Source organism: Kribbella sp. C-35 (assembly GCF_046549195.1).
GTDB lineage: Bacteria > Actinomycetota > Actinomycetes > Propionibacteriales > Kribbellaceae > Kribbella.
The window spans coordinates 426,939-448,218 of sequence record NZ_JAJPWG010000006.1 but is presented as its reverse complement, the minus strand read 5'-3'; the positions used below and the strand labels follow the sequence as shown (position 1 = coordinate 448,218).

Annotated in this window: 21 protein-coding genes; 12 read left to right on the top strand and 9 right to left on the bottom strand. The window is 67.1% G+C overall.

All coding sequences use genetic code 11. The features are described from left to right. The first annotated feature begins 92 nt into the window (after nucleotides 1-92). The 3 genes from ACLJOO_RS36880 to merB all read left to right on the top strand — a co-directional run bounded on the left by ACLJOO_RS36880 (nucleotide 93) and on the right by merB (nucleotide 1,695). Nucleotides 93-419 (top strand): AAA family ATPase, encoded by a 327-nt coding sequence (locus ACLJOO_RS36880; protein WP_410792321.1) that lies wholly within the window; start codon nucleotides 93-95, stop codon nucleotides 417-419. A 473-nt stretch (nucleotides 420-892) separates the two neighbouring features. Next, nucleotides 893-1,540 carry a hypothetical protein gene (locus ACLJOO_RS36875; protein ID WP_410792320.1) on the top strand — a complete coding sequence of 216 codons (648 nt, stop codon included), beginning with the start codon at nucleotides 893-895 and terminating at the stop codon, nucleotides 1,538-1,540. Beyond that, complete coding sequence (gene merB / locus ACLJOO_RS36870; RefSeq protein ID WP_410792319.1) at nucleotides 1,480-1,695, top strand: organomercurial lyase; 216 nt, start codon at nucleotides 1,480-1,482, stop codon at nucleotides 1,693-1,695. Before ACLJOO_RS36875 ends, merB begins: the two co-directional genes overlap by 61 nt. A 132-nt stretch (nucleotides 1,696-1,827) precedes the next feature. On the opposite strand, the gene ACLJOO_RS36865 is transcribed toward merB, so the two are convergent. The 3 genes from ACLJOO_RS36865 to ACLJOO_RS36855 form a co-directional block, all read right to left on the bottom strand. Further along, nucleotides 1,828-2,748 carry a phosphotransferase family protein gene (locus tag ACLJOO_RS36865; protein ID WP_410792318.1) on the bottom strand — a complete coding sequence of 307 codons (921 nt, stop codon included), beginning with the start codon at nucleotides 2,746-2,748 and terminating at the stop codon, nucleotides 1,828-1,830. Nucleotides 2,749-2,752: 4 nt separating this feature from the next. Continuing rightward, nucleotides 2,753-3,139 (bottom strand): hypothetical protein, encoded by a 387-nt coding sequence (locus ACLJOO_RS36860; RefSeq protein WP_410792317.1) that lies wholly within the window; start codon nucleotides 3,137-3,139, stop codon nucleotides 2,753-2,755. 63 nt (nucleotides 3,140-3,202) lie between these two features. Next, nucleotides 3,203-4,156 carry a helix-turn-helix domain-containing protein gene (locus ACLJOO_RS36855; protein WP_410792316.1) on the bottom strand — a complete coding sequence of 318 codons (954 nt, stop codon included), beginning with the start codon at nucleotides 4,154-4,156 and terminating at the stop codon, nucleotides 3,203-3,205. A gap of 100 nt (nucleotides 4,157-4,256) precedes the next feature. Between ACLJOO_RS36855 and ACLJOO_RS36850 the strand changes: the two genes are divergently transcribed. The 6 genes from ACLJOO_RS36850 to ACLJOO_RS36825 all read left to right on the top strand — a co-directional run bounded on the left by ACLJOO_RS36850 (nucleotide 4,257) and on the right by ACLJOO_RS36825 (nucleotide 10,177). After that, nucleotides 4,257-5,393: a glycoside hydrolase family 99-like domain-containing protein gene (locus ACLJOO_RS36850; protein ID WP_410792315.1), complete on the top strand. Its 1,137-nt coding sequence runs from the start codon at nucleotides 4,257-4,259 to the stop codon at nucleotides 5,391-5,393. Between the two features lie 76 nt (nucleotides 5,394-5,469). Next, nucleotides 5,470-5,754, top strand: coding sequence for a hypothetical protein (locus ACLJOO_RS36845; protein ID WP_410792314.1), 285 nt, complete (start codon nucleotides 5,470-5,472; stop codon nucleotides 5,752-5,754). A 91-nt stretch (nucleotides 5,755-5,845) separates the two neighbouring features. After that, nucleotides 5,846-6,499, top strand: a complete 654-nt coding sequence (locus tag ACLJOO_RS36840; RefSeq protein ID WP_410792313.1) for a hypothetical protein — start codon at nucleotides 5,846-5,848, stop codon at nucleotides 6,497-6,499. After that, complete coding sequence (locus ACLJOO_RS36835) at nucleotides 6,499-8,757, top strand: lanthionine synthetase LanC family protein (protein WP_410792312.1); 2,259 nt, start codon at nucleotides 6,499-6,501, stop codon at nucleotides 8,755-8,757. Before ACLJOO_RS36840 ends, ACLJOO_RS36835 begins: the two co-directional genes overlap by 1 nt. Nucleotides 8,758-8,809: 52 nt before the next feature. Continuing rightward, entirely contained in the window at nucleotides 8,810-9,166 is a 357-nt protein-coding gene (locus ACLJOO_RS36830) for a hypothetical protein (protein WP_410792311.1), read from the top strand. 12 nt (nucleotides 9,167-9,178) lie between these two features. After that, complete coding sequence (locus tag ACLJOO_RS36825) at nucleotides 9,179-10,177, top strand: radical SAM protein (RefSeq protein WP_410792310.1); 999 nt, start codon at nucleotides 9,179-9,181, stop codon at nucleotides 10,175-10,177. Nucleotides 10,178-10,188: 11 nt separating this feature from the next. On the opposite strand, the gene ACLJOO_RS36820 is transcribed toward ACLJOO_RS36825, so the two are convergent. Both ACLJOO_RS36820 and ACLJOO_RS36815 read right to left on the bottom strand, forming a co-directional pair. After that, nucleotides 10,189-10,518 carry an STAS domain-containing protein gene (locus ACLJOO_RS36820; RefSeq protein ID WP_410792309.1) on the bottom strand — a complete coding sequence of 110 codons (330 nt, stop codon included), beginning with the start codon at nucleotides 10,516-10,518 and terminating at the stop codon, nucleotides 10,189-10,191. Next, complete coding sequence (locus ACLJOO_RS36815) at nucleotides 10,515-12,659, bottom strand: SpoIIE family protein phosphatase (protein WP_410792308.1); 2,145 nt, start codon at nucleotides 12,657-12,659, stop codon at nucleotides 10,515-10,517. The genes ACLJOO_RS36820 and ACLJOO_RS36815 overlap by 4 nt, the downstream gene beginning before the upstream one ends. Before the next feature lie 123 nt (nucleotides 12,660-12,782). Between ACLJOO_RS36815 and ACLJOO_RS36810 the strand changes: the two genes are divergently transcribed. The 3 genes from ACLJOO_RS36810 to ACLJOO_RS36800 all read left to right on the top strand — a co-directional run bounded on the left by ACLJOO_RS36810 (nucleotide 12,783) and on the right by ACLJOO_RS36800 (nucleotide 16,653). Further along, nucleotides 12,783-13,661 carry an aldo/keto reductase gene (locus ACLJOO_RS36810; protein WP_410792307.1) on the top strand — a complete coding sequence of 293 codons (879 nt, stop codon included), beginning with the start codon at nucleotides 12,783-12,785 and terminating at the stop codon, nucleotides 13,659-13,661. 9 nt (nucleotides 13,662-13,670) lie between these two features. Continuing rightward, a complete protein-coding gene (locus ACLJOO_RS36805; protein ID WP_410792306.1) occupies nucleotides 13,671-14,660 on the top strand; it encodes an aldo/keto reductase in 990 nt (329 codons plus the stop codon). Nucleotides 14,661-14,724: 64 nt separating this feature from the next. Further along, nucleotides 14,725-16,653, top strand: coding sequence for an acyl-CoA dehydrogenase family protein (locus ACLJOO_RS36800; protein WP_410792305.1), 1,929 nt, complete (start codon nucleotides 14,725-14,727; stop codon nucleotides 16,651-16,653). Between the two features lie 7 nt (nucleotides 16,654-16,660). Here ACLJOO_RS36800 and ACLJOO_RS36795 read toward each other — a convergent pair whose 3' ends face one another. From ACLJOO_RS36795 to ACLJOO_RS36780, 4 genes are all read right to left on the bottom strand, one after another. Beyond that, nucleotides 16,661-17,839, bottom strand: coding sequence for a class I SAM-dependent methyltransferase (locus ACLJOO_RS36795; RefSeq protein WP_410792304.1), 1,179 nt, complete (start codon nucleotides 17,837-17,839; stop codon nucleotides 16,661-16,663). 107 nt (nucleotides 17,840-17,946) lie between these two features. After that, the gene (locus ACLJOO_RS36790; RefSeq protein WP_410792303.1) at nucleotides 17,947-19,176 is read right to left on the bottom strand and encodes a hypothetical protein; all 1,230 of its coding nucleotides are present in this window, start codon (nucleotides 19,174-19,176) and stop codon (nucleotides 17,947-17,949) included. Between the two features lies 1 nt (nucleotide 19,177). Continuing rightward, complete coding sequence (locus ACLJOO_RS36785; protein WP_410792302.1) at nucleotides 19,178-20,098, bottom strand: alpha/beta fold hydrolase; 921 nt, start codon at nucleotides 20,096-20,098, stop codon at nucleotides 19,178-19,180. Between the two features lie 58 nt (nucleotides 20,099-20,156). Continuing rightward, the gene (locus ACLJOO_RS36780) at nucleotides 20,157-21,104 is read right to left on the bottom strand and encodes a tetratricopeptide repeat protein (protein ID WP_410792301.1); all 948 of its coding nucleotides are present in this window, start codon (nucleotides 21,102-21,104) and stop codon (nucleotides 20,157-20,159) included. Nucleotides 21,105-21,280 lie beyond the last annotated feature (176 nt).

The window sequence follows — 21,280 nt, the reverse complement described above, 5'->3', positions numbered from 1 at the left end:
ATCCGCGCGCAGATCGCCGCGGTGTCTTCCTTAGAAGGCCGTTGCAGTTGCCTTAGCTGACCCAGCCATGCGGTCGGGCGCATGATGGTGGTGTGGGCGGGGAGCTGATCGGGCGCGAGAGGGAGCTCGTGCTGCTCGGGGAGCTGACGGCCGGACTGCCGAAAGAGTCGGCCGTTGCAGTCGTGCGGGGTGAAGCGGGGATCGGCAAGACGACGCTGGTGCGTACGGCGGTGGCGGATGCCGATTCCGCCGGGTTACGGATCCTGAGTGGTGCGTGTGCGCCGTTGTCCGGCGCGGTGGCGTACGGCGGACTGGACACGGTACTCGGGGTGGGTCTCAGTGCCGACGGCGAGGCGTTCACGTCGGTCGCCGCGGGTCGGGCCTGGGCCGTCGAGTCGATGATGCGCACGGTGGGGTGAGATCGCCGCGGGCGGCGCGGTGCTCGTCGTCGAGGACGTGCACTGGGCGGATGTGTCGACCCTGGATTTCCTGGCCCACCTGAGCCGCAACCTCCCCGCGACGGGTCTGTTGGTCTTGCTGACTTGGCGGGACGAGGACACTGACCCAGAGCACACGCGCTGGCTCGGAGAACAGCTGCGCATCTTGTCGGTTTCCGACGTACCCCTTCGCCGGCTGACGCTGGAGGAGACCGCTCGGCAACTGCCGGAATGTTCCGCTGAGCTCGTGGCAGCGGTGTACGCGCTAGCTCTGGCAACCCATATCTCAACGCCGAGCTGGCCCGCGGTGCTGCGGAGCCGTCGGAGTCGCTGCGCCAGGTGCTGGTCTCGCTCTGCCCGAGCGACCGGGTGCGGCCGCGGTCGGGGAGATCGCCGAGCAATATCGCCGCGCGGGGAACGTCGACGACGGGCTGGTCTGGTCGGTACGCGCTGCTGTGGCGGCCGAGCAGGGATACGCGATCGCCGAGGCTGGTCACTGGTACGCCGTAGCCGCGTCCCTGCGGGGTTCCGCCCGCACAGCATCGGCCGACGTACCCGAGAAGCTGCCGCTACTTGTATCGGCAGCGACCCACTTGGCCGCCGTTGGCCAAACGGCCAGGGCCTTGGCGTTGCTGGAGGGCGATCTGACGGCCATGTCCGATACGCGCGAAGAGGTGCTGCGCGCAGCGCTGACACGCTGCTGGCTCGGAACAACAGTGGGGGACACCGCGCAGGCACTGCGCGACGTCGAGCTTGCGCAGCGATTGGTGTCCGCCGATGACGAGCCGACGTGGGCCAGGATCTGCGCCTGCCAGGCGATGGCGCTCGGCACCTGCTCACGCTGGGACGAGGCGGAGGCACCGGCACGGGTCGCGCTCGATCTCGGCGCGAAGTATGCAGACATCCGGACGGTCGGCAAGGCTCACGCCCTGCTCGGCATGAGGGCGAGTCTGCAGGGCTTGTTCTCCCAGGCGCTCGGACATGACCAGACGGCACTCGCGATCGCGATGGCCGCCGTACCTGGGAGCCTGCTGGGGCAGTCGTGTTCGTCGGTGCGGACGCCGGCGGCGGCCCGTCCGCGGACTGCTGTTGCGACTACTTGAACTTCTTCAGCGATCGCTCAGCTGCGCAGGCGTGGGCCGACGCGCATCCCGCCGTACCCGGCCAGATCCTCGATCAGCAGCAGGCCGAGACCCTTGCTGACCAACTCTTCGGCCAGCTCTTGAGCGACGACCCTGTCACGGAAGATGACGATTGATCCCTGTCACAACACCAACACTTCACCGCTGACGGCGTCGTCGACTCCTTCGAGCTGGTCACAGCACCATCATGACCGCACCGGCCCTCAAGAGCACCGAACAACTCCAGACCGCTCGCCGCGACTACTCCACTATGGCGTTTGTTGGGCTAGGTCGAGGGAGCGGTTGAAGGCCCAGTTGGCGAGTGTGTGGTCGTTGGTGGTTAGGGCGGTTTCGATGGTTTGTAGGCCGCGGTGTAGGTCGTAGCAGCGGGCTCGTTTGTGGTAATGGGGTTGGTTGGCGAAGAGGGTGTCGGAGTGTGCGGCTTGGAGGGTCATGCAGGTGGTTACTGGTGGCCAGGTTGTCCAGAAACGGGTGGCTACGTCGTAGAGCGGGTCGCCGATGGTTGCGTTCTCCCAGTCGAGTACTGCGGTTACTCGGCCGTCGGCGATGAGAAGGTTGTTGGATCCCCAGTCGCCGTGGACTAGTTGTCGCTTGTCGGGGCAGTCGGCGATGAGTGTGTTGTAGGTGTCCAAGAGTTCTGTGAGTTGTTTGGATCTGGGGGCGGTCCAGGTTGGGTCCCAGGACGTGGCTTTGAGGGTGGGTGCTTGAAGGACCTCTTGCCAGGTTTCATGAGGGGCGAGCTGGGTCTCGGCGTCGAAGTCGCCGTAGCCGGAGATGTTGTCGAGATTGCAGTTGGCGATGGACGACCACGCGTCGAAGACGGCCGGCAAGGCTCGTTTGACCTCCGTTGGGGTGAGGTCTTGCAGGGTCTTGCCCGGCATCCATTCGCTGAGGCAGAACGCACGGTTGTTGTCGAGTACGCCGAGCTCCCAGATGCGAGGTACTGGCAGTCTGTCGCCTAGCATCTCGTGTGCCCATTGGTCCTTGGCGAAGGCCCGGGTCGAGCGGCTGATGCGAAGGCAAGCGATGCGGCCGTTGCTCGCGACGCGGTATGCGTGGGTCTCAATGCCCTCTGTTTGCACCGGGGAGAGGACCACTTGGTCGCTTTCGAGCAACTCCTTTGCAAGCGTGCCTAGATCGAGGTCGCTGAGGTCCGGTCGTCTGCCCATTCCGCTAGTCCGGCTTGCGGGCCCAGGCGGTGATCATTGGGGCGAGCATGAGGTCTAGGTCGCCGCGGGTGAGGTTTTCGAGGTGCGTGTCGATCTCTTCCGGCGTCGCCAGTTCTGCGGCCAGCAGCTGGTCGCGGACGTGCTGCACCGTGGCTGCCTCCAAGGTTGAGCACGCGGGGGATGCGATGGGGAAGTAGGCCTCGGCGCTGACGCCCTGCAGATTTGACTCACGCAGGAGTCGGGGCAGCGTTCGGCCGTATGCGAGATCGGCGCCGCGTTCGGCCATCAGGGCGCGGATCTGGGTTCGGAGTCGGTTCGCGAACAGCTCGGCGAGCGCCACGAACCGATCGCCGGCCTCCGGCTTGCGGTTGTCGAGCAGATAGCGGTTCACAGCAACCAGTATGGCCCGGTCAGCGGGCGCAAAACGTCACGGAACAGTTGCCGACGGCACCGTTCAGCTGACGACCTGCCGTCCGAAGCGTGCGCCGCTCACGGGAAGAGCCGGTGCGGACGGGTGGTACCGGGCCTCGCCGGTGCGGGCGCGGTTGCGATAGGCGGATGGGCTGAGGCCGTACGCCGTCTTGAACCGGCGCGCGAAATACCCGGCGTCCTCCCAACCGACGCGGGCACCGATCTGCGCTACCGGATCGTCGGTCTGAACGAGGAGCCTGGCGGCAGTCTGCTCCCGCAGGCGGCTGAGGTAGGCGATCGGCGGCGAACCGAGCTCGCGCTGGAACAGGCGAACCAGGTGGGTCCGCTCGGTGGTCGTCGCGGTGGCAAGCTGCGCCAGCGTCCACGGCCGGCCGGGATCGTCCTCCATCAGTTGCGCGGCGCGCGACACCGCGGGATGCAGCGGGGCGATCGACCGGCGATGGATCGCCTGTTCCGGTGCCCAGCAGCGATTCAGGATGTTGAGATAGATCAGCAGGTGGCCGACCAGTTCGATCCGCGTCCGCCGCGCAGGGGTCGTGTCGCTCATGCTGTGCAGTTCGGCGATCGCCAAGCTCACGTCGTACTTGCCCAACTCGATGCGTTGCGGCAACGGCAGGCTCGACTTGTGCACGGTCTGCATCAGCGGGAGCTCGGCGTCCAGGAACGACAGTGTGCCGTCGATGAGCTCAGGCGCGACGAAGCAGTCGAACACCACCAGGTCCTCGCACCGCGCGTAGCCGTGCCATTGGTTCGGCGGTACGACGACGGCGCTGCCGGGACCGATCGGGTGGTCGCCGTCGGCCGCGATGTGCAGCCCGCGGCCCTGCGTGACGAGTGCGATCTCGAAGAAGTCGTGGTCGTGCGCGGCGACGTCGCCGGGCAGCCGGTGCCGGTCCGCCCACACCGGCAGGCCGTCCGGGTTGAAGACCGCGGCGCGCTCGTAGCGGGGCTTGCTGCGCTTCGGGCGGCTGGCCACTTTTGTCCTACTTTCCCTCAATCTGTGCGGAGGCGCGGCGCTTCGGTCGTCAATAAAATCACATCACCAGCAGCTCTGACAGCGCGAGGAGTGAACCCCTGTGTCCCAACGCGACGTCACGATCGCGGCGTACTACTTTCCCAACTACCACGTCGATCCGCGCAACGAACAGTGGCACGGCGAGGCCTGGACCGAGTGGGAACTGGTGAAGCGCGCCGAGTCCCGGTTCGAGGGTCACCTGCAGCCGCGGGTGCCGCTCGACGGCTACCTGGACGAGGCGGATCCGGAGGTGATGGCGGGCAAGATCGCGATGGCGACCGAGTACGGCGTCGACGCGTTCCTCTTCGACTGGTACTGGTACGACGGCCGCCCGTACCTGCAGCGTCCGCTGGAGGCGGCGTTCATGCCGAACGCGGTGGCCGGCGACATGAAGTTTGCGCTGATGTGGGCCAATCACCACTGGAGCAACATCCACCCGTGGAAGTCCGCCACGCCGGCGACGCAGCTCGAGTCCGGCACCGTCGACGCGGGGCAGTTCGAGGCGGCCACCGACTACATCATCGAGCGGTACTTCGGGCACCCGGCGTACCTCCGGATCGACGGCGACCCGTACCTGTCGATCTACGAGCTGGCGACCCTCGTGGAAGGGCTCGGCGGTGTCGACGCCGCGAAGGCCGCGCTCGACGGTCTCCGCAAACGCGCCGCGCGGGCCGGGTTCCCGGACATCCACCTGAACGCGGTCGCCCGCGAGCGACAGGTGCTTCCGGATGACGGGGTCTCGCTCGACGGCCCGAGCTTGATCAGCCGCCTCGGCTTCGACAGCGTCACGTCGTACGTCTGGGTGCATCACCACCCGATGCCGACACTGCTCACGCCGTACGCCGACATGCTCGAGCAGGCCGCCGACGGGTGGAAGCGGTACGCCGCCGACTACGAGCAGCCGTACTACCCGAACATCACGGTCGGCTGGGACTCGTCGCCGCGGACTGTGCAGTCCGACCGGTACAACCCGGCGCTCGGATACCCGCACACCAACATCATCTCGGACGCGTCCCCTGAACAGTTCGGACGAGCCCTCGAGCAGGTCCGGGAATTCGTTGAACAGACCAACGTTCCGCTGGTCACCATCAACGCCTGGAACGAGTGGACCGAGGGCAGCTACCTGGAGCCGGACACCCTGCACCGCCACGGACACCTCGAGCAGATCCGCCGCGTCTTCGGCACGAAAGCTCGATAACACCGTTGCATCTGTCCCAGACCACTTCGCTGTCGTACGCTCAAATGAACGCACGACTCGAGAAGCGGTGGGGGCCATGTCATTCGAGGCGAAACGGTTGCGCATTGAGGTTCCGTGGGAGGGTGATGAGGGGGCGGCCGTCGCCGCCGACGAACCCATCATCAAGGGCCAGTGCCTGGACTGGGCCAGCAACGTCGTCGGTAGTTGCCTGGACTTCTTCACGACTGCTCTGCTGGTAAAGGGGGCGTTCGCGTTCGACGCTGGACAGATCCCGGCGATGCGAGCCCAGCTCGAGGAGCGGCTTGGTCAGCTCGACGAGGCCGAGCGCGGGAACCTGCCCGCCGGCATTGACCGCGGCTGAGTCATCACCGACATTCGACGAGCCGGACGCTGCCGGCGGCGGCCGGATCGCTGAGTTGTCCTGCTCTGCCGTGCGCTACGGCGAGCGTCTCGTGGCGCTCCCGGAAGCCACGCTTGCGGGGCGGATCTACAACTTCGGCCGTCGGCCGCTCGACGCCCGGTTCCGCCGTCAGCTCCCGGACGCTGCCGCGGTGACCGCCTTTGTCGAGTCGTCGTGCGGACCGGCTCTGCAACGGGACTGGCATGAGCTCCCCGACACACCGCACTGGCGGCGTTGGGCGGCCGTAGGCACATCGGGCCGGATCGCGGGCAAGCTCTACGTCAGTGTCGTTCCCGAAGCACTGCCCGAAGCCGTCGCCGTGGTCGCGGCCCTGGCCCGAGCGTCGAACATCGCCGCCTTCAAGGTCGGCGCCGATGCTGCCGGCATCTGCCGCCCGGACCGGCTGGTCGTCTACGTCTCGGCGTTCGAGGATCTCCTGCCGCTCGGCACTCTCCTGCGCGGGCGGCTCGCAGGGTGTCCGGCAGACGGTGTGCCATTCACCGCCGCAGTGACGCCGGACGGCATGTTGTCGTGGGCGGTTGACCGTCCGTCGGGGGCGAGTTGGCGACAGTGGCTGACTGCCCGGTTGGCCCGTCACCTGCATGCCGCCGTGGACGCGGGGGAGCTCGGTCCTGCAACCTTTGCCCTTGACCGCCTCGGGCTCGACGGTGTCGACACGGTGCGCTGGGCGCCGGTGAAGCTCTGATGGGCTATCTCGACCCGTACGTGCTTCCTGCGGACGCCCTCATCACGCCCCTGTCCAGGTTGCCGGCGACGTACCGAGAGAAGATCGACGCCGGGGCAGGCGACTACGCCGTCACGCGGCCCAGGTCACGGCTCCCCTCGACCGTGGTCGACGCACGGACCGCAGCGCTGTTGGAGCGGTTCCGGCAACCCAAGACGATCGTCGACGCGGTGCTCGAGCTCAGCCTGACCGAGGGTCTCGACCCGCGCGCGATCCTTGATGACGCCGCGCAGATGGTACGGCGCTTCGCCGACGAGGGCGTGCTCGCTCCCGCGGACAGTCCGCTCGCTGCGCCGATCGTCTCCGAGCTCGCCCGCGGGGACCGGCTCGGCCAGATCGAGGTGCTCGAGCCGGTTCAGGTGCTCGTCGATGTCGAGGTGCACCGTGGCCGGGCGGCCGACGGCACTCCGGTCGCGGTCAAGCTCGCGCGTCGGGCGGCCGACACCAACGCACTCACAGCCCTTGCCCATGAGGCCCGCGTCCTCGACCGGCTTGGGGGAGACGTCGCGCCCGAGCTGGTGGCGTCCGGCGATCTGGACGGCCGTCCGTGGATCGCCACCCGGTGGTGCGAGGGCGTCGACGCCGCAACGGCTGCGGCGGCCCTGCGTGGCACCGATGCAACGCCAGGCGCCCTGCTCCGCCTCGTTGAGGCCGTCCTGGATGCCTATTGCCGACTCCACGCCCACGGCGTCGTCCACGGTGACGTGCATCCCCGCAACCTCGTCGTCGACGACGCCGGCATCGTCACCGTGCTCGACTTCGGGACAGCCGTGCTCGACGGCGCCTGCGCGGATGGCCACGCGGGCAGCCGTCCCGGCGTCGATCTCTATGCGGAGCCCGAGGTCGCCGAGGCGGCACTGGCGGGCGCGCCGTTGCCCGCGCCAACAATCGCCGGCGAGCAGTTCGCGTTGGGCGTGCTCGCGTCCGTGCTCCTGGTGGGCGACCATCCCTACGGCTTCACGGCCGACCCTCGCGAGTTGCTCCGCCGCATCATCGACCGGCCACCGTCCTTCGACGACCGGCTGTCCGGCATCGCAGGAGTTGAGCCTGTGATCCGCCGCGCGCTGCAGCGGCACCCCGGAGATCGTCACGCTTCTACAGCTGCCCTGCTCGACGCATTCCGGGCGGCGCGGCCGCGAGCCGATGCCCGCCCGACGAGCGGCCCCAGGTCCCGATCGTCGGGTCCGGACCGCCTGATGACGGCTGTCCTCGACCGCTTGGCGCCGCAGCGTGCGCGGTTCGACCCGCCGTCGGTTGCTGATCCGATGGCGATGCATGGCCTGGCGGGACGAGCCTGGGCGATATTGCGGTGCGCGGAGTCACGCGGCGATCCCGAGTTGCTGGCCGTGGCGGACCTCTGGGCGACCGAAGCGGCCGCCGCAGCTGCCGACAAGCCTTCGTTGCTGTACGGCGCCGCCGGTGTGCACGTCGTACGTCTCGCCGTCGCGCGGGCGCGCGCCGACGAGGCGGAGCAGGCGGCGGCATTGGCTGCGTTCGTCGACGCAGCGTCCGAGCCCTCGGTAGGCGCGGACGTCACGCACGGACGCGCGGGCCTGCTGCTTGGGTGTTGCACAGCGCTCCGGGATGCCCCTCCCGCGGAACGCCGTCTGCTGGCCGGGCTCGGGGCTCGACTCGCCGACGGCCTCGAGGCAGATGCCAATGCCCCGTACGGCGTTGCGCACGGGATCGCGGGCCGGCTGCTCGCCCTTCTTCGGTGGGCGGAAGTGACGGGAGTTCCCCCGGGCGAGAGAGTGGTGGAGCGCCTCGACACCTTGGCTGGTGCAGTCGCGGGCGCGACGCGGCGCAGGCAGTGGGCTTACGCGGGTGCACCTCACTCACTCGTCGCCAGCTGGTGCAACGGCTTTGCCGGACTCGTGCACGTCTGGCTAGCGGCGTACCGAGTGCTCGGCGACGACCGGTGGCGCCACCTCGCCGAGCAAGCAGGTACGTCGGTCGAGCACGGCCTGGACACGATGTCCGGCGACCTCTGCTGTGGTCTCGGCGGCCAGGCCTACGCGCTGCTCGCTCTGTACCGGGCCAGCGGCGAGGCGCGATGGCTGGAGTCCAGCCGTCGGCTCGCCGAAGGTGCGGCGGAGGTCATCACCCGGGTTCGCCCGGACGTTCGCGACAGCCTCTTCGCCGGGGAACCGGGCGTCGCGGCCCTCGCCGCGGACCTGGCTCACCCCGCCGACGCCCGGATGCCCCTCGTCGACCCCTGACGATGGACACCTTCCCAGGCAATGTGACCTGGGTCATACTCGACTAGACCTGATGTTCAGGCTCGCCCGGGGAGGGAAAGTCATGGAACGGCGTGGATCTGAGGTTCTGAAAGCGCAGTACGAGTCCGGGGGCTTCACGCTCGATGACGGCATGATCGAGGAACTGGCCACTGTCCTCGACGAGTTCGAACTCCGTCACGTGTTCATCAAGGGCCTCCCCAAGCCGGACTACCTACACATCACGGTCGATGCCGACGACATCGACCGCTGCGGGACCATCGTCAAAGGGATCACCGAGATCCTCGGCAAGCGAGGGGCCACGGGCATTCCAGGCGTGGTGAAGGTTTTCCCGAAGGGGATCCCTTGGCCGGAGGCCTTCAGCGTGCAGCTGGATATCGGCAAGCGCTGACTCCGGACCGTCATGGGTCTCACTGGTGCAAGTGCGATCCTCCAGGTTCACCCCACACGGCGGTGCAACCTTCGCTGCCGTCACTGTTACTCGTCGTCCGGCCCCTGGGTAGCGGACACGACCGACCTCGAGGTTGTGCGACGTACTGTGGCCGACGCTCGCAGCCTCGGGTACGACGTGCTCGCCGTGTCAGGCGGCGAACCGCTTCTGTTCCGGGACCTGTTGCCACTGCTGAGGCACGCGCACGACCTGGGCATGCGCACAGCCGTGACGACCAACGGGCTGCTGCTCACTGAAAGGCGGCTGTCCGAGCTCGTGGGCCTCGTCGACGTCCTTGCCATCTCGCTCGACGGCCGACCCGAAACGCACAACTGGATGCGCGGTGATCGACGGGCGTTCGGCCAGATGTCTTCACGCCTGCCCGCGGTACGTGACTCGGGTCTTGTTTTCGCCTTCATCACGACACTCACGATGCACAACGCCCACGAGCTCGAGTTCGTGTTCGAGCAGGCAGCCGAGTATGACGCTGCCCTCGTACAGGTCCACCCGCTCGAGCCCGACGGCGCCGGGGCCGACCTCCAGGCCTCCGTGCCGGACTCGACCGAGCTCGGCTTCGCGTTCTTCGAGGCGACGCGACTGAGCGTCGTTCACGACATCCCGGTCCAGATCGACCTCGTCACCCAGAAGGATCTGCGGTCCGCCCCCGAACGCTTCCTGATCGCCCCGCGAGATCCGCGAGCCTCGTTGGGGAGCTGGCTGACTCCGTTGGTCCTCGAGACCGATGGGACTGTGGTCCCGCTGTCGTACGGTTTCGGTCGCGACTACGCGCTCGGGAGCGTGCGGGAGGCCCCACTAGCCGCCCTCGCCGAGCGGTGGGACTTCGAACCGTTGCGCCGCCAGGCCGTCGCCCTCTACGACGAGCTCGTCCGCGACGACGTCAAGTTCACCAACTGGTACGAGCGGATGATGCGCCGGTCGACCGCGACGCCGGTAGACACCACGCCTGTGTAGCGACACCTGCGTCATTCGAGGGTGGGTTGGACTGGGATGGCTTGGGGGAGGTTTGTCAGGTCGAGGGCGGTTCGGAGTGGGGAGTTCGGGGGGACGACGATGCGGAGTTGCTGGCGGCGTTCGGTGAGGCGTTCGGCTAGGCGGAAGAGCATGGCTATGCCGGAGCTGTCGAGGTAGCCGGTCTCGGTCAGGTCGACGATGATGACGGGCGCGTCGGGGGAGGCGAGGCGGCTGATGGCTTCTCGTACGTCGGTGGCGTTGGTGAGGTCGACTTCGCCGCAGATCCGCACAGCATGGACGCCGTTGCTTGTTCGAGCATCCACTACTGCGTACTCGGTCACGGCTCCACCACGTTGCGGCGCATCAGGATCGTCGTACCGTCTGGACCGCTGTCGACGTCCACCGAGTCCGTGAGTCCGCGGATCAGTGTCAGGCCCAGGCCGCCGCCGCGGTCGGCTGGGCTCCGCCATTGACCTTGGTCGCGCACGGTTAGCTCAACCGCGCCGTCCACAAGTCGCGCCTCGACCTGCATGTCGCCCGATGAGGCGCCGTACGCGTGTCGTACGACGTTGCTGCAAGCCTCACCGCAGGCGATCGTGAGCTCGCCGGCGTGCCGCCCGTCGACACCTGACTCGCGTAGCCAGCGACCGAACGCGTGCCGGACTTGAAAGAGCGTGCGCGCATCGGCCCGTACGTCGAGGAACAGCGGTGCACCGGCCAGCACCAAGGGCCGAAGCGCGACCAGTGCGATGTCGTCGGCAACCTCGCCGTCCCGGAGCGTCGACAGGATCCGGTCGCAGAGCGCGTCGAGGTCGGCCCGCCCGCTGCCGGACGCTTCGGCGAGCAGCCGATCGAGACCGTCCTGGATCGACAGCGTGCGCTCCTCGACCAGCCCGTCGGTGTAGAGCAGCAGAGTGGCTCCAGGCCGCAGTTGTTGAGTTTTCTCGGCATAGTCCTGTTGCGCGAGTACGCCGAGCGGCGGGGCCAGCCCACCCTCGAGGTACCGCGTGTCTTCGTCGTCGATCACGAGCGCGGGCGGATGTCCGGCGTTCGTGAATCGAATCGTGCCGGTGTCCGGGTCGTACAGGACGTAGAGCAAGGTCACCATCTCGGCCATCGGCAGCTCGCGAACCAGCTCGTGCAGGCCGTTCATCACCGCAACCGGTGCGGGATCGTGTACGGCGTACGCCCGGACCGCCATTCTCAGCTGTGCCATGGCTGCCGCGGCCTGCAGACCGTGCCCGGCAACATCACCGATGACGAGACCGACCAGACCGCCGCGCAGTTGGATCACGTCGTACCAGTCGCCGCCGAGATGCAGATCCGCGGTCGCTGGAACGTATCGGGCGGCCACGGCCACGCCAGGAATGTCCGGCAGCCTCTCCGGGAGCAGGCTGCGTTGCAGCGTTTCCGCGATGTGGTGCTCGCGCCGGGTCCGTGCCTCCTCCAGGGTCAACTGCTGCTCGGTCTCGTACCGCTGGTGGATCTCGCGGCGCAGGCGGTCGTTGGTCGCCGTGAGCTGCGCAGTGCGAGTCTTGACGCGCTCCTCCAGGTTGGTAGCGGCGGACATCAGCGCGCGAGCGAACCGGACACGCTCGGCCACGAGCGCGGCGAGGAAGAACGACGTGAGCGCGACAGTGGCGTTGAACGCCTGGAGGGTCAACATCTTCTCCAGCAGCGACGTGCCCGCGAAGGGGCCGAGCTCGTGTGTTGCCGACCAGGTTGCGATCAGTGAGGCGATCAGCGCGGCAGGTGCAGCTCCGCGCAAGTGCAGACGCCATGAGGCCCAGCCCAGGCACGGCAGCACCAGGAACAACAGGGCCAGGTCGGTGGTCGCCGTCCACAACGCGAGCGCCGTGGTGAGCACGAGGATTGCCGCGGCCTCGAGCCAGCGCGCGACGGGCCACGGCTCGAGCTCCCAGAACAGAGGGATGCACAAAAGGAACGGCGCCACGGCGAGAACGCCCATCGCGTCGCCGGTCCACCAGACCGCCCACGCACCGGCCAACTGATCGATGCTGATCGCTTTCGAGGCTACGAGCGTGGTGGCGCCGACGGTCGCGCTGATCGTCATGCTCGCGAGCGCCCCCAGGAAGACGATCGCCAGCGCATCACGCCGGCTGTCCAGTTGCCGGCGGAAGCCGACGCGCTCGAGGACGATCGCCGCGACCAGCGGTGCGAGAGTATTGCCCACGGCGGTGAACAGCGCGGGCACGGGACCGGCGCTGATCGGCAGATTGACAGCCAGAGCTGCAAGAGCGACAGCCGGCCACATCGACCTCCCCAGTACCAGGAACGCCGCCAGCGCGATGCCGCTCGGCGGCCACAGCGGCGTGACGTTCCGCTCGACCAGCGACAGGCTCAGACCCAGACGCGCACCGAGATAGTAGGCCGCGCCGACCAGGACAATGGCCGCGCCCGTGCGGCCCAGATCCGCCGGGAGGCGCAGCCTGAGCGACCTCGAGGTCCAAGAAGCTCCCACGCGCCCACCCATGGCTCATGGGACGATGGAAATCGGGTTACGTCAAGGCGGTGAGGGAGGCACTGGCGGTACCTGGAACGACAGTGACTCCCTGGGCGTGCCGTGCGGGCCTACGGTGGCGGCATGAGCGTTCCGACGATCAAGTTGAACAACGGGGTGGAGATGCCGGCCGTCGGGTTCGGTGTGTTCCAGACGCCGCCTGAGGAGACGATCGCGGCAGTCGAGTCCGCGCTGGATGTCGGTTACCGGCACGTGGACACCGCGGCGGCGTACGGGAACGAGCGTGAGGTGGGCGAGGCGATCCGGCGCTCCGGCCGGGACGACGTGTTCGTGGAGACGAAGATCTGGGTCGTCGACTACGGGTACGACGAGACGCTGCATGCGTTCGACAAGAGCGCCGGGAAGCTCGGCGTCGAGCAGATCGACCTGCTGATCCTGCACCAGGCGGTTCCCAGCGACTTCGAGCGCACCATCGGCGCCTACCGGGCCCTGGAGAAGTTGCTTGCCGACGGCAAGGTCCGGGCCATCGGAGTGTCGAACTTCATGCCGCCGCACCTGGAGCGGTTGCTGGCCGAGACCGAAGTCGTGCCCGCGGTCAACCAGCTCGAGATCCACCCGTACTTCCAGCAGTCCGAGCTGCTTGCCTACGACAACGAGCGGGGCATCCTCAACCAGGCCTGGTCGCCGATCGGCGGGATCACCTTCTACCGGGGCGGCTCGAAGGGGTCGACGCTGGCGGATCCGACGATTCTGGAGACCGCCGCGGCGCACCGCCGTACGCCTGCGCAAGTGATGTTGCGCTGGCACCTGCAGGAGGGGCGGCAGCCGATTCCGAAGTCGGTCACCCCATCCCGGATCGCGGAGAACTTCGCCGTCTTCGACTTCGAACTCACCGGCGACCAGCTCGCGGCGATCGATGCACTCGACACCGGGATCCGCGGCGGCCCGGCGCCGGAGACCATCACCCGAGAGTTCGGCGGCATCGAAATCCCCGAGGCCTGAGGAGGCATCATGTACACGCGTACGCTCGGTCAAGGCCTCGAGGTCTCCGCGGTCGGTCTCGGCTGCATGGGGATGTCGCAGAGTTACGGACCGAACCCTGGTGACCGCGACGACATGATCGGTGTGATCCGGTACGCCGTGGAGACCGCGGGCGTCACGTTCTTCGACACGGCCGAGGTGTACGGGCCGTACGTCAACGAGGAACTGGTCGGAGAGGCGCTGGCGCCGCTGCGCGACCAGGTCGTGATCGCGACGAAGTTCGGGTGGAACATCCAGGACGGACGGATGGCCGGGACGAACTCGCGTCCCGAGCAGATCCGGCGGGTCGCGGACGAGTCGTTGCAGCGGCTCGGGATCGACGTGATCGACCTGTTCTACCAGCACCGGGTGGACCCCGACGTACCGATCGAGGACGTCGCCGGGGCGGTGGCCGAACTTGTACAGGCCGGCAAGGTGCGGCATTTCGGGCTCTCCGAGGCCGGAGCGGACACGATCCGCCGGGCGCACGCCGTACATCCGGTCACGGCTGTCCAGAGTGAGTACTCGCTGTGGACGCGGGATCCGGAGCCGGAGGTGCTGCCGGCGTGCGCTGAGCTCGGGATCGGGTTCGTGCCGTTCAGCCCGCTGGGCAAGGGCTTCCTGACCGGAACCGTGAGTACGTCGACGGAGTTCACCGCCGACGACATCCGGTCGCGGGTCCCGCGCTTCGAGGCCGGCAACCTCACCGCCAACGAGGCCCTGGTCGCCTACGTCCGCGCCCTCGCCGAGCCGAAGGGCTGCACGCCCGGCCAGATCGCTCTCGCCTGGCTGCTGGCCCAACACCCGTGGATCGTCCCCATCCCCGGCACGCGCCGCCGCTCCCGGATCGACGAGAACACCGCCGCGACTCAGGTCGCGCTGTCGGCCGACGAGATCGCCGATCTCGACGCGCTCGCCGCTCGGATCGGCGTCCAGGGGGACCGTTACAACCCGGCCGGGATGGCGATGGTCGGTCTCTGAGTTCCGCGGAGCTCGTTTGGGGTACTAGCCGGTAGTAGGAGTCCCCAGGCGAGGAGGGATACCCGTGACGGCTACGACCCGGCAGGTAGGCGAGCGTGAGGCCCGAGAGGTTGCGGAGGCGGCCCGGGAGACCGAGTGGACCCGGCCGAGCTTCGCGAAGAGGCTGTACCTCGGCGATTTCGACTTGTCGCTGATCCACCCGCAACCGCACGCCATTGCGGAGGACGACGCTGCGCGAGGCGAGGAGTTCATCGCCCGGCTGGCGGCGTACTGCGCGACTCTCGACGGCCTGCTGATCGAGCGGGAGGCGAAGATCCCGGACGAGTACCTACGAGGACTCGCTGAGCTGGGGACCTTCGGCATCAAGATCCCCACCGAGTACGGCGGACTGGGCCTGCCGATGTCGTACTACGGCAAGGCGCTGATGCTGGTCTCGTCGGTGCATCCGAGCCTGAGCGCGCTGGTGTCCGCCCATCAGTCGATCGGTGTGCCGGAGCCGGTGAAGATGTTCGGGACCGACGAGCAGAAGCAGCGGTTCCTGCCCCGCTGCGCTGCCGGTGCGGTGACCGCGTTCCTGCTCACGGAGCCTGATGTGGGTTCGGATCCGGCCCGGATGGCGTCGATCGCGACCCCGACCGACGACGGTACGGCGTACCTCCTCGACGGCGTGAAGCTCTGGACGACGAACGGCGTCATCGCCGAACTGGTCGTGGTGATGGCACGCGTACCCAAGCACGATGGCGGGCGGGGCGGCATCAGCGCATTCGTGGTCGAGGCCGACGCGCCGGGAATCACGGTGGAGAATCGCAATGCCTTCATGGGCCTGCGCGGGATCGAGAACGGCGTGACCCGATTCCACCAGGTCCGGGTACCGGTCGAGAACCGGCTGGGTCGGGAGGGCGACGGCCTGCGGATCGCGCTCACCACGCTGAACACCGGCCGGCTGTCCATCCCGGCGACTACCACGGCGGCGGCCAAATGGTGCCTGAAGATCGCGCGCGAGTGGTCGGCGGAGCGCGTCCAGTGGGGTCGGCCGATCGGCGCCCACGCGGCCGTAGCCGAGAAGATCTCGTTCATGGCGGCCACCACGTTCGCGCTCGAGTCAGTGCTCGACCTGTCGGCGAACCTGGCCGACGCCGGCACCAAGGACATCCGGATCGAAGCGGCACTGGCCAAGCTGTGGTCCAGCGAGATGGCCTGGCAAATCGCCGACGAACTGGTGCAGATCCGCGGTGGACGCGGGTACGAGACCGCCGACTCGCTGGCGGCCCGGGGCGAACGGGCGGTGCCGGCGGAGCAGATCCTGCGCGATCTGCGGATCAACCGGATCTTCGAGGGCTCGACCGAGATCATGCATCTGCTGATCGCCCGGGAGGCGGTCGACGCCCACCTGTCCGCGGCCGGCGACCTCGCCTCACCGGACGCCGACCTCCAGGCCAAGGCGAAGGCCGCGGTCAACGCGAGCGGGTTCTACGCGCGGTGGTTGCCCCAGTTGGCCGTCGGTAAGGGATCGGATCCCAGGTCGTACCGCGAGTTCGGGCCGCTCGCGAAGCACTTGCGGTACGTCGAACGCGCGTCGCGCAAGCTCGCGCGCCAGACCTTCTACGGCATGGGGCGCTGGCAGGCGAAACTCGAATACCGGCAGGGCTTCCTGGCCAGGATCGTGGACATCGGCGCCGAACTGTTCGCGATTGCCGCATCCTGCTCGCGAGCCGAAACCCTGCGCGACCAGGACGCCGCCCAAGGCGAGTCGGCGTACGAACTGGCAGCGGTCTTCTGCGAGCAGTCGCGACTCCGGGTCGACCACCTCTTCGAGCAACTGTGGAACAACACCGACGACACCGACCGACGACTGGCCCGACAGGTCCTCGACGGCAAACACACCTGGCTCGAGTCCGGCATCGTGGACCCCTCCGAAGGAACCGGCCCCTGGATCGCCCAATGGCAACCCGGCGAATCCAAGACGGAGAACAAGGCGCGTCGCTACCGTTAGCCGCGGTTCAGCGGGCCTTCAGTTGACACTGCCAGACGTCGAGGAAGCGTGCGCGGAAGGCAGCTTCGAAATATGCGAAGTACAGTGCCCAGATCCGGGCGAATCCGACGTCGAATCCTTGAGCATGAACCGAGTCGAGATTGGCGCAGAACCGGTGCCGCCACTCGCGTAACGTCGTTGCGTACGAGGACGTCAAGCGGACGGTCGCGGTCAGTTCCAGCGAGGTTTCGCGAGCAACGATCCGGTCCATCTCTTCGACACTGATCAGCTCGCCGCCTGGAAAGATGTACCGGTCGACCCATGAGTAATTTCCCAGCGAGCGTTTCATGCGATGGTCGGGAAAGGTAATCGTCTGAATCACGGCCGTCCCACCGGGCTTGAGGAGACGGTCCAGTTGTTTGAAGTAGGCGGCCCAGTGCTTCGATCCCACCGCCTCGAGCATCTCCACCGAGACGATGGAGTCGTAGGCGTCGTGGTGATCCCGGTAGTCCTCGAGGATGACGCTCGCTGCGTTCGTGCTGCCTGAATTTGCCAGTCGCGCCGAACAGTAGTCGTACTGTCTGCGGGAGATCGTGAGACCTACGGCGCGGGCATCTCGCTGGGTTGCCGCGGACACCAAGGCTCCCCATCCGCAACCGATGTCCAGAACCTGGCTGCCGGCGCGTACTTCCGCCAGATCGAGGACCGCGTTGATCTTCGCTGCCTGAGCGGCCTCGAGTGTGGCGGCGTGCCGGTAGTCCGCGCACGAATACGTGAGATCGTCGTCCAGGAAGAGCCGGAAGAACTCGACCGGAAGATCGTAATGCCGGGCGATGTTCTTCCGGGCCCCTTCCCTCGAATTGCTGGCGGAGGTGGGCATCCGCCAACGCCAACCCACTTTCGATGCCATGGCGCGCACGCTCTCCGTTGCCGCGAGAGCATCGGCATAGATGGTCAGCCAGTCCACGATCTCGTCGGTCTCGCCGCGCAGATCGGCGCCACCGGCACCGCCGCGCCACGAGTCGGCGATGAAGGCCTCCCCGAATCCCAGCAGTCCGTCACGGAGCAGCCGGGCACTGAAATCGCCGGCCTCCATGACCGTGATCGCCGGAACGCCTTGGTCGCGGAGCGGTTCTGGCCCGGACAGCATCACGTGCCGGTGACGGTCCATCGTTCTGGAAAACGCCGCCAGCACCAGCTTGGCCATCGGCCGTCTCAGTGGCCGAATGGTGAGGTGATCCCAGTTCGGTCCCAGAACCACCTGGTCGTTGCGTCGTGCCATGGTCCCTGCCTAGTTCTCGGCTGTTGGTCGAGCTAGCTGCCACCCAGCGTGCGCGTGAGCTGGAAGATCGCGTAGAGGCCGGGCGCGATCTTCAGCAGACCGAGCGCCGGATTCGAGATCGGCAAGAGCGGCCAGGTCTCTGCATCTCTCGCGGCCAGCACAACGTCCACGTCGGAGCCGACAACCTTGTGCCGGGACGCGCGCCCGTTGCGGTTGCGCGAGGACTGCCGGCGCCAGAGCTCCGCCTGCGAGATCCGCCCGGCGACGAACTCCCGGACTTCGGCCCGCACGCGCTTGTGCGACTGAATCACAGCGCGCAGGGTCAAGATGACAAAGGCCAGGTCGGTGATCACCCCGATGACTGCGAAGACGCCCGCGACCGATCGATTGAGCGACCCTGTCTGCAGCATGTCGAACACCGCGATCATGGATATTGCGAAATTGATGGTCGTTGCGTAGCTCAGCATGATCAAAGTGATGGCGGGTGACCAGCCGAAGCTGCGGTCGCGCCAGCGGGGTACGTACCGTGCGTGGAATCTGGGCTCATTTCTGGCGGACACGAAATAGCGGCCCACCAACGCATAGAGCCAGGCGCTCGTCAGCGTGAAATGCACACCGATCGTGCCGACGCCGACGCAATAGACCGCCAGGATCACGTGATGGTGGTAGTCGGCCCACCAGCGATCTCTGAGTGTGGCTTCCGGAGCGGCAGGATTTGCCAGCGCCTGGAATATTCCACCCGACTCCAGATTCCGGCTGTACAACCACATGGTCATCAGCAGCGACGCGGCGAAGATCAAGGCAGTTCGCCAACCGCGGGGAAGATATCTGTCGAGGGCCTCTTTGATGCTGCGGCGGCCCGCTCTGCTGGCACTGTCTCGCGGAGCCAATCCGGTGCGCTGCAAGTCCTGGATCAAGGTCTCGAGCCTTCGGATGATGACCAGGTACGAGATGGCTGCGAAGGGCGCTGTCAACGACAGGAGAACTGTCGGAATATCCACCAGGAAGGGGACGCTCTGGCAGTTCGGAGGTTCTCCTTGGCGCAGGAACAGGGAGGCCAGGAAGACCCTGAACCCCTGACAACCGTCTTCCCGAGCGACACCGTAGGCGCCGGTCAGGATCAAGGTGGCGAGGAAGGTTCCGAGTGGCCACAGTGCGAGCCTGAGATTGTCGAGTCTCCGACTGGACCCCTTGATCGGCAGTAACGTCCTGGCGAGAGTCATGAACTTCTCATGAGTTCCCCGGTAGGCCCGTGCGATCATGCTAGAGATCCAAGGCACGCAGGACGGTTGCCGGGCGCTCGAGGATCATCAAGTGCCCGACGTCTTGGACGGTTTCAATTCTCGCGTGCGGATTCGTGCGCTTCAATTCGCTTGCGTCCTTTTCTGTGACCAGTCGGTCGGCGCTACCGAATACTGCCGTCAGCGGCACTTTGATGGCACCCCAGGTTTCTGTCGCGTCGTAATCCGGCCCGTTGCGCGCGGTCAGCACCACGCCCCTTGGATTCAGTTGTGTGATGAGGGTTTCGACTACTTGGCGCTGCATCCGCGCGGGCTCAGCCACGAACGGTGCGATGACACACTGCGGGCCGAGTACAGCACTCGCTGCCCGCACGACGGCCGTTCCGGCGGGACCCGCGAGACACAAGGCGTGATACGAGTTCCAGAGAATCGCCGTACGTGGAATCCTGACCAAGCTTTTGAAGGGCGCCTTGATGGTGTTCAGAATTCCGAAGTAGGCGCCTGCGGCGACGTGCACGGATGTCACCCGATCGGGGTACCTGGAGGCCATGTCCAAGGCGAGGAAGCCTCCCATGGAGTGACCCAGAAGGCGGACTCGCTCGAAGCCGATGGCCGTCACCTGATCCATCAACATGTTTCCGACTTCGTGGATATCCATCGTGTCGAGGCGGTTCTCGGACCGGCCGAAGCCCGGCAGGTCGACGACCAGTAGGTTGCCGAGATCGATGCCGAGGTCACGAGCGCACTGCAGCATCGGCGTCCAGGTGCTGGCATCCGCCGCGGCGCCGTGCAGCAGGAGGGTGCAGGTGCGTTCGGCGGTCGGTCGAGAGAGGTAGAACTGGACGGCACCATAGGGCGTGACAGGTCGACAGGATGTGAATCCGAGCAAATCCAGCTGTCGAACGATCTGTTTCGGACAGTAGCCTTCACAGGCTCGCATCATGCCTCCGCCTTGGTGCCTGGAACCCCCGCTCCGATTATCGGCGCACCGCGACCCAGCGTTACGGGGACATGCGCAATAAGTGAACGGAAAGTGGGCTGGCTCCGTCAGCTGGACGACCTGAGTGTGCGGCGTACGTCGGCGGCCTCGTTCGAGCCGAACGTGGTGAAACGTCGTAGTGCCTCGTTGAGATGCGTTTCGGAGGACAGCGCTTGGCCGAGCACGTGGTGGGCGCGTGCGGCGCCGAGGAATGAACTGGTTTCCTGATGGATGGCCAGCGCCCGCTCGCCGGACTCGACCGCTGCGGCCGTCTGGCCCCGTCCACCTCGCCGATGGTGATGCGGATGAGGCAGACGCTCATCAGGCCGGCGGCGGTGAGCGAAGGCAACGTGTCGCCGCCGATCTCGACCATCCGCTCGTACGCCGCGAGCGCCGCCCGCAGGTCGCCGTGGTCGTAATGGACGTTCCCGAGCTGTTGGAGGGTGAGTGCCAGGCCGGCCGCGTCGTCGGCCCGTTCCTGGGTGTCCCGCGCTCGTCTCAAGTACCCGATCGCCTCGGCCTGGTTGTTGCTCCGCAGGTGGACTACCCCGGTGATGTACTGCGCATGTCCGGCCATGACTGCGCTCGCGGAGGCCTCGGCGGCGGTGAGCATCTCGGTGATCAGCTCGTCGGGCACAGGTCGGCCGCTCGCACTCCACAGGCGGCCGACCTCGCCGAGCGCCAGCACGATCGCCTGCGGCTCGCCGGATCGTCGCGCCGCCTCGGCGACGACCTCCACCAGTGGCAGGACATCGCGGCCGCGACCGTGGCGGGTCATGTCGAGGATGACGCCGATGGCGAGGTTCCAGCACCAGTGGAGGGGGCCGTGGTCAGCGCAGGCCCGGATCGCCGCGACGACGTTGTCGAACTCGGCCTTCAACCACGCGACGGCCTCGCCGGGGGCGGAAAGCAGGACTTCCGGTACGTCGGGCAGCGGGGGCAGCGGCGCCTGTAAACGCCAGGAGATCAAGAATCCCGCCGCTGTCTACTTACCGCGGTAGTACCAGGTGTAGAGCCGATCGAGCGCATCCACCCGGTGCGCCGCCGAATCCTCCGACGCGGCCCGCTGCGCGGGGTGCTCTCGTTAAGCTGCCTGTCGTGAGCGGGGAGTTCGAAGGGTGGCCGCGGGGTGCGTTCGACGTGCTG

What these genes read in the sequence shown, in the direction of transcription:
- ACLJOO_RS36835 (WP_410792312.1), top strand. Translation starts at nt 6,499, where the DNA reads ATGGGCTATCTCGACCCGTACGTGCTTCCTGCGGACGCCCTCATCACG.
- ACLJOO_RS36830 (WP_410792311.1), top strand. Translation starts at nt 8,810, where the DNA reads ATGTTCAGGCTCGCCCGGGGAGGGAAAGTCATGGAACGGCGTGGATCT.
- ACLJOO_RS36810 (WP_410792307.1), top strand. Translation starts at nt 12,783, where the DNA reads ATGAGCGTTCCGACGATCAAGTTGAACAACGGGGTGGAGATGCCGGCC.
- ACLJOO_RS36790 (WP_410792303.1), bottom strand. Translation starts at nt 19,176, where the DNA reads ATGATCGCACGGGCCTACCGGGGAACTCATGAGAAGTTCATGACTCTC.
- ACLJOO_RS36805 (WP_410792306.1), top strand. Translation starts at nt 13,671, where the DNA reads ATGTACACGCGTACGCTCGGTCAAGGCCTCGAGGTCTCCGCGGTCGGT.
- ACLJOO_RS36785 (WP_410792302.1), bottom strand. Translation starts at nt 20,098, where the DNA reads ATGATGCGAGCCTGTGAAGGCTACTGTCCGAAACAGATCGTTCGACAG.
- ACLJOO_RS36845 (WP_410792314.1), top strand. Translation starts at nt 5,470, where the DNA reads ATGTCATTCGAGGCGAAACGGTTGCGCATTGAGGTTCCGTGGGAGGGT.
- ACLJOO_RS36865 (WP_410792318.1), bottom strand. Translation starts at nt 2,748, where the DNA reads ATGGGCAGACGACCGGACCTCAGCGACCTCGATCTAGGCACGCTTGCA.
- ACLJOO_RS36795 (WP_410792304.1), bottom strand. Translation starts at nt 17,839, where the DNA reads ATGGCCAAGCTGGTGCTGGCGGCGTTTTCCAGAACGATGGACCGTCAC.
- ACLJOO_RS36825 (WP_410792310.1), top strand. Translation starts at nt 9,179, where the DNA reads ATGGGTCTCACTGGTGCAAGTGCGATCCTCCAGGTTCACCCCACACGG.